4 protein-coding genes and 1 pseudogene are annotated in these 6,782 nt (G+C 69.9%); 3 read left to right on the plus strand and 2 right to left on the minus strand.

Going from position 1 to position 6,782, the window contains the following annotated elements:
* The first annotated feature begins 109 nt into the window (after positions 1-109).
* Positions 110-1,219 (plus strand): LacI family DNA-binding transcriptional regulator, encoded by a 1,110-nt coding sequence (locus tag ACWC09_RS42445; RefSeq protein ID WP_450856405.1) that lies wholly within the window; start codon positions 110-112, stop codon positions 1,217-1,219.
* Positions 1,216-2,127 carry a carbohydrate kinase family protein gene (locus ACWC09_RS42450; protein WP_450856407.1) on the plus strand — a complete coding sequence of 304 codons (912 nt, stop codon included), beginning with the start codon at positions 1,216-1,218 and terminating at the stop codon, positions 2,125-2,127. Before ACWC09_RS42445 ends, ACWC09_RS42450 begins: the two co-directional genes overlap by 4 nt.
* A gap of 60 nt (positions 2,128-2,187) precedes the next feature.
* On the opposite strand, the gene ACWC09_RS42455 is transcribed toward ACWC09_RS42450, so the two are convergent.
* Positions 2,188-3,045 carry a helix-turn-helix domain-containing protein gene (locus tag ACWC09_RS42455; RefSeq protein ID WP_450856409.1) on the minus strand — a complete coding sequence of 286 codons (858 nt, stop codon included), beginning with the start codon at positions 3,043-3,045 and terminating at the stop codon, positions 2,188-2,190.
* Positions 3,046-3,145: 100 nt separating this feature from the next.
* Here ACWC09_RS42455 and ACWC09_RS42460 point away from each other — a divergent pair, with 100 nt between their 5' ends.
* Positions 3,146-3,730, plus strand: a complete 585-nt coding sequence (locus tag ACWC09_RS42460) for a YceI family protein (RefSeq protein ID WP_450856411.1) — start codon at positions 3,146-3,148, stop codon at positions 3,728-3,730.
* 163 nt (positions 3,731-3,893) lie between these two features.
* Here the strand turns inward: ACWC09_RS42460 and uvrA are convergent.
* Positions 3,894-6,704: pseudogene (gene uvrA / locus ACWC09_RS42465) on the minus strand (excinuclease ABC subunit UvrA); the annotation flags it as partial.
* Positions 6,705-6,782: the final 78 nt, after the last annotated feature.

Raw genomic sequence — 6,782 nt, forward strand, 5'->3', positions numbered from 1 at the left:
ACGTAAACGCTTACGCAAGCGTTTACGCGCACCGCCGGATGGGATACGTTCCGGCCTGAAGGCCTGCTCGGCACGTCATGCTCGAGAAGGTCCGCTCGGGGAGGGAACGTTGGCGACCATGGCCGATGTCGCGCGGAGTGCCGGGGTGTCCGTGGCGACCGTCTCGCATGTCCTGAACGGCACCCGACCGGTCCTCCCCCACACCCGCCAGGCCGTCCTGGACGCGATCGACCTCCTCGGCTACACGCCGAACGCCCTCGCCCGCTCCCTGGTGACCGCACACACCCGGTCCATAGGGCTCGCGGTGTCGGCGACCAGCAACCCGTACTTCACCGAGATCCTGCAGGGCGTCGAGACGGGAGCCCTGGAACACGGCTACAGCCTCCTCCTCGCCGATCCGCACGACGACCCTCAGCACGAGCGCAAGGTCGTCCAACTGCTGCACGAACGACGGGTGGACGGCCTGATCGTCGTCCCTTCCGCGAACCCACGCGAGCTCGTCGCCTACGTCACACGTCACGATGTGCCGACCGTGTTCCTCGACCGACTCGTCGAACTGCCGCCGGACGGACCACGCTTCGACCAGATCTGCGGCGAGAGCGCCGAACCGACCGCACGGCTCGTCACGCATCTCGCCGAGCTCGGCCACCGCCGTATCGCCCTGGTCGCGGGCCCGCCCGGACTCAGCACCACCCGCGAACGCCTCACCGGCTACCGGCACGGCCTCGCCGCTGCCGGGCTTCCCTTCGACGAAGGTCTGGTCGGCGACTCCGAGTCCGCCGGCGCCGAGCGTGCCACCGCCGCGCTTCTCTCCCTGGCCGCCCCGCCCACCGCGCTCGTCACCGCCGACAACACGATGACCCTCGGCGCCCTGCGGGTGCTGCGCGACCGCGGCCTGTCCGTGCCCGACGACATCGCCCTGTGCTGCTTCGACGACTTCGCCTGGGCAGACCTCCTCTCACCCCGGCTCACCGCGATCGCCCAGCCCAGCAGGGAGATCGGCACCCAGGCGGTACGGCTGCTCCTGGAACGCCTCGCCTCACCGGACCGCCCCGCCCGCACCGTGCGGCTCCCCTGCACCTTCGTCCACCGCACGTCGTGCGGCTGCCCGGAGAGCACGGGCCGGCCGGACAGAGGGGAGGCACGGGACGACGGACGGGTCTCCTCAGCCACCCACTACCCGCAACCCACGAAGTTCGAGAAGGGAACCGTCTCGTGATCGTCGTCGCCGGTGAGGCCCTGATCGACCTGGTACCGCAGGGCACTGGTGCCCTCGCGGGTCTGCAGCCGGCGCTCGGCGGCGGCCCGTACAACACGGCCGTGGCGCTGGGCCGCCTCGGCTCCCCCGCTGCCTTCTGCTCCCGCACCTCGCTGGACGCCTTCGGCGAGGCCCTGCTCGACGGGCTCCGGGAGGCGGGCGTGGACGTCTCGGCCGTGCAGCGCGGCGCGGAGCCGACCACGCTCGCGGTCGCGACGATCGACGGGAACGGCTCGGCCGCCTACTCGTTCTACGTCGAGGGCACCGCCGACCGGTTGTTCGCCGCTCCCGAGGCGCTTCCCGCCGGGACGCGGGCCGTGTCCTTCGGTACCTGCTCACTCGTCCTGGAGCCCGGCGCGACCGCCTACGAGACGCTGCTGCGGGCCGCGGCCGCGAAGGGTGTCTTCACCGCCCTGGACCCCAACATCCGAGCGGGGCTGATCCCCGACGCGGATGCCTACCGGGCCCGTTTCAAGAACTGGCTGCCCTCGGTGTCGCTGCTCAAGCTCTCCGAGGAGGACGCCCTTTGGCTGGGCGGCACCCCGCGCGAGTGGCTGGCCGCCGGGCCCGCGGCGGTCGTGATCACCCATGGCGGCGACGGGCTGACCGCGTTCACCGCGGACGGCGCCGTGTACCCCGTGCCGGGCGAGAAGGTCGATGTCGTCGACACGATCGGTGCCGGCGACACGGTGAACGCGGCTCTCCTGCACGGTCTGGCCGCCCAGGACGCCCTGTCCGCCGAGGCGCTCCTGGAACTCGGCCCCACCGGCTGGACGCGGCTGCTGCGTTTCGCGGCGCGAGCGGCCGCGATCACCTGCTCCCGGGCCGGCGCAGAGCCGCCGTACGCCTCCGAACTGGGTGAACTGTAGGGGCTGTTCACCGGTCGAGGCTGCTCGGCCACCGCACCGGGTTCGCGAGGTGGGCGCGGGTCAGCCGCTGACCGCGCGCAGTGCTCCGGGCCTGCGCCCGTTGAGACGGTCGAGCGCCGTGGCCGTGGCCTCGTCGGCCGGGATGTGCACCACCAGACGCTGGCCCTCGTCCGGAAGGGAGAGCGTCTCGTACGACAGGCGAAGGCGCCCCGCCTCGGGGTGTTCGACGAGGTCGATGCCGAACCGGGTGGGCAGGGTCGGCACGGCGGCGAGCCGGTCGCTGAACGGCGCCCCCGCGGTCACCGTCAACTCCTCTTCCAGGGCGGCGACATGGGGGTCGTGACGCGAGGCCTCGTTGCGCAGATGGGCGATCTGCTCATCGGCGAACCGCTCCCACCCGGGGTACACGGTGCGGGCTCGCTCGTCGGTGAACACATAGCGGACGATGTTGGGCGGGGTGCCGTCGAGCAGGCCGAGCGGGCGGGCATACCGCTCGTAGCCCTCGGTGTACGCCACGATGTCGCCGATCCAGTTCAGCAGGACGGCCGGTGTGGGCTCCAGGCGGTCGAGGAGTGCCTGGAAGGTGGCGCGGACCGTGCGGGCGGGCGGTGCGGTGACCGACTTGCAGAGCACCTTGTCCATGCCGTGCTCCTTGGCCAGCCGGCCCAGCAGGACATGGTCCGCCGATGAGAGGCGCAGGGCCTCGCCGAGAGCGCCGAGCACCTGGGGCGAAGGGTTGCGGTCACGCCCCTGTTCGAGCCGGGTGAGGTACTCGACGCTGATGCCGGCGAGGGTGGCGAGTTCGGCGCGGCGCAACCCCGGCGTGCGACGCCGAGGGCCCGTGGGCAGGCCCACCTCGGCCGGGGTGACGCCTTCGCGGCGGGTGCGCAGGAAACCGCCCAACTCGTTGTCGCTCACCGATCGAACGTACAACGCGTGCCGACGCGGAGGGTGTCCCTGTCACTACCACTCTTCGCCCGGCCTCCCTTCCCTGTCACGAGCCTCGCAGGGTGGAGGCATGACTTTCGACAACCCCGCGACCGCCGCTGCCGCCTCCGTCGCTCTGCCGCTCGCTCCCGGCGAGTGGGTGCTCGACCCCCTTCACTCGGCCGTCAACTTCACCATCCGCCACCTCGGGATCGCCAAGGTGCGCGGTCGGTTCACCCAGTACTCGGCCGGACTGTACGTCGGCGGGACGGCCGACGAGGTGCGGGTGAGCGCCGAGATCGCTCTTGCCTCTATCGACACCGGGAATCCCGACCGGGACGCGCACACCCGCTCAGCCGAGCTGCTCGACGTGGAGAAGCGTCCGACGATGACGTTCCGCTCGACGCGTGTGGCCGGTCGGGGCGAGGACTGGTCGATGGAAGGGGACTTGACCATCGGGGACGTGACTCACCCGGTCACGCTCGCCGTCGAGTTCGGCGGCGCGGTGGACTCCCCTGCGGATCAGAGGAAGCACGCCGGGTTCGAGGCGACGGGTGAGATCCGGCGCAGCGACTTCGGGCTCGACTTCGGCGCCGGGTTCCTCGGTGATGTTGTCAAGGTGCAACTGGACATGCAGTTCGTGGAACCTGCCGAACCGCAGAGCCAGGGTGGCTGATCGATGAACGAGCGGCGCCCCACGGGAAGTTCCCGCGGGGCGCCCACCCTTTCTGGATTTGTCCGGCCAAGTCGCTCACGAGCGACAGGCCTTGCAGAACGGCCGATCCGTCAGGCTTTTCGGAACGGCTGCTCCGTCAGGCCCTTTCGGAACGGCCAGCCCGTCAAACCTTCCGTGCCCGCGTCGTCTTCTTCGCGGGAGCCGTCTTCTTCGTGGCCGCGGCCGCCTTCTTCGTGGCGGTGTTGTTGGCGGTCCTGGCCGTCGCCGTCTTCTTCGCCGCCGACTTGGCCGCGACCGTCTTCTTGGCCGCAGCCTTGCGCGGGGCCCTCACCGGGGCCGCGTCGCTGATCCGGTCGGCGCCGAGGATCTCCCGCAGGAACTTGCCGGTGTGGCTGGCCGGAACCCCGGCGACCTCCTCGGGCGTGCCCTCGGCGACGACGAGTCCACCGCCGGCGCCACCCTCCGGACCCATGTCGACGACCCAGTCGGCGGTCTTGATCACGTCGAGGTTGTGCTCGATGACGATGACCGTGTTGCCCTTGTCGACCAGGCCCGACAGCACCTTCAGCAGCTTGCTGATGTCCTCGAAGTGCAGACCGGTGGTCGGCTCGTCCAGGACGTAGACGGTGCGGCCGGTCGAGCGCTTCTGCAGTTCGCTCGCGAGCTTGACGCGCTGCGCCTCACCGCCGGACAGGGTCGTCGCGGACTGGCCCAGGCGGACATAGCCGAGACCGACGTCGTTGAGCGTCTTGAGGTGACGGTTGATCGCCGGGACGGCCTCGAAGAAGTTCATGGCCTCTTCGATGGGCATGTTCAGGACCTCGGAGATGGACTTGCCCTTGTAGTGGACCTCCAGCGTCTCCCGGTTGTAGCGGGCGCCGTGGCAGACCTCGCACGGGACGTAGACGTCCGGGAGGAAGTTCATCTCGATCTTGATGGTGCCGTCGCCCGCGCAGTTCTCGCAGCGGCCGCCCTTGACGTTGAACGAGAAGCGGCCGGGCTGGTAGCCGCGGACCTTCGCCTCGGTCGTCTCCGCGAACAGCCTGCGGACGTGGTCGAAGACACCGGTGTACGTCGCCGGGTTGGAGCGCGGGGTGCGGCCGATGGGCGACTGGTCGACGTGCACGACCTTGTCGACGAGGTCGTCGCCGTCCACCCGCGTGTGCCGTCCCGGCACGCTCCTCGCGCCGTTCAGTTCGCGGGCCAGGTGTGTGTACAGGATGTCGTTGACCAGCGTGGACTTGCCGGAGCCCGACACGCCCGTGACCGCGGTGAACACGCCCAGCGGGAACGAGACGTCGATGTCCTGGAGGTTGTTCTCGCGGGCACCGTGCACCGTGAGCCGGCGGGACGGGTCCTGTGGGCGGCGGATGTCGGGCAGCGGGATCGCCTTCTTGCCGGACAGGTACTGGCCGGTCTGCGACTCGGCGTTGGCGAGCAGCTCCTTCAGGGAACCGCTGTGCACGACCTTGCCGCCGTGCTCGCCCGCGCCGGGGCCGATGTCGACGATCCAGTCGGCGACCTTGATGGTGTCCTCGTCGTGCTCGACGACGATGAGCGTGTTGCCCATGTCGCGCAGCCGGACCAGGGTCTCGATCAGCCGGTGGTTGTCGCGCTGGTGCAGACCGATGGACGGCTCGTCGAGGACGTAGAGGACGCCGACGAGGCCGGAGCCGATCTGGGTGGCCAGGCGGATGCGCTGGGCCTCGCCGCCGGAGAGCGTGCCGGACGCGCGGTTGAGCGAGAGGTAGTCCAGGCCTACGTCGACCAGGAAGCGCAGCCGCTCGTTGACCTCCTTCAGGACCCGCTCGGCGATCTTCTTGTCACGGGCGTTGAGCTTCATCTCGCCCAGGAAGTCCGCGCAGTCGCTGATGGACATGCCGGAGACCTCGGCGATCGACTTCCCCATGATGGTGACCGCGAGGACGATCGGCTTCAGGCGCGTGCCCTCACAGGTGGGGCAGGGCACCTCGCGCATATAGCCCTCGAAGCGCTCACGGCTGGCGTCGCTCTCGGACTCGCTGTGCCGGCGCTTCACGAAGGGGACGGCGCCCTCGAAGGGCGTGGTGTACACGCGCTCGCGGCCGTACCGGTTGCGGTACCGGACCTCGATCTGCGTCTTGTGGCCGTAGAGCAGGGCCTTCTTGGCGCGCTGCGGCAGCCCGGCGAAGGGGATGTCCGTCCGGAAACCCAACGCGTCCGCGAGGGCGCCGATCAGGCGGCCGAAGTAGTCCTTGGTGTGCCCGTGCGACCAGGGGTGGATGGCGCCCTCGTCGAGGGACTTGTCCTCGTCCGGGACGATCAGCTCCGGGTCGACCTCCATGCGCGTGCCGATGCCGGTGCACTCCGGGCAGGCGCCGAAGGGCGAGTTGAAGGAGAAGGAGCGGGGCTCCAGCTCCTCGAAGGACAGGTCGTCGTACGGGCAGTACAGGTGTTCCGAGTACATGCGCTCGCGCTCGGGGTCGTCCTCGGGGAGGTCGACGAAGTCGAGCACGACCATGCCGCCGGAGAGACCGAGAGCGGTCTCGACGGAGTCAGTGAGGCGGCGCTTCGCGGTGTCCTTCACCGTGAGGCGGTCGACGACCACCTCGATGGTGTGCTTCTCCTGCTTCTTCAGCGTGGGCGGGTCGGAGAGCTGGATGGTCCCGCCGTCCACGCGCGCGCGGCTGTAACCCTTGGTCTGGAGGTCGGCGAAGAGGTCGACGAACTCCCCCTTGCGCTCGCGCACCAGCGGCGACAGCACCTGGAAGCGACTGCCCTCCGGCAGCTCCAGGACCTTGTCGACGATGGCCTGCGGCGACTGGCGCGAGATCGGGCGGCCGCACTCGGGACAGTGCGGCTTGCCGATGCGTGCGAAGAGCAGACGCAGATAGTCGTAGACCTCGGTGATGGTGCCGACCGTCGAGCGCGGGTTGCGCGAGGTCGACTTCTGGTCGATGGAGACGGCGGGCGACAGACCCTCGATGAAGTCGACGGTGGAAGGTCAGACGGGACCATGCGGTGTCCGTCAGGGCGCCGCTGTCGAGCAGTTCGTCGGTGGTCTGGTTCAGGG

It is taken from the genome of Streptomyces sp. NPDC001617 (genome assembly GCF_053596855.1).

Excerpts from the sequence above, each read along its gene's own strand:
- ACWC09_RS42460 (WP_450856411.1), top strand. The coding sequence starts at position 3,146 with ATGACTTTCGACAACCCCGCGACCGCCGCTGCCGCCTCCGTCGCTCTG.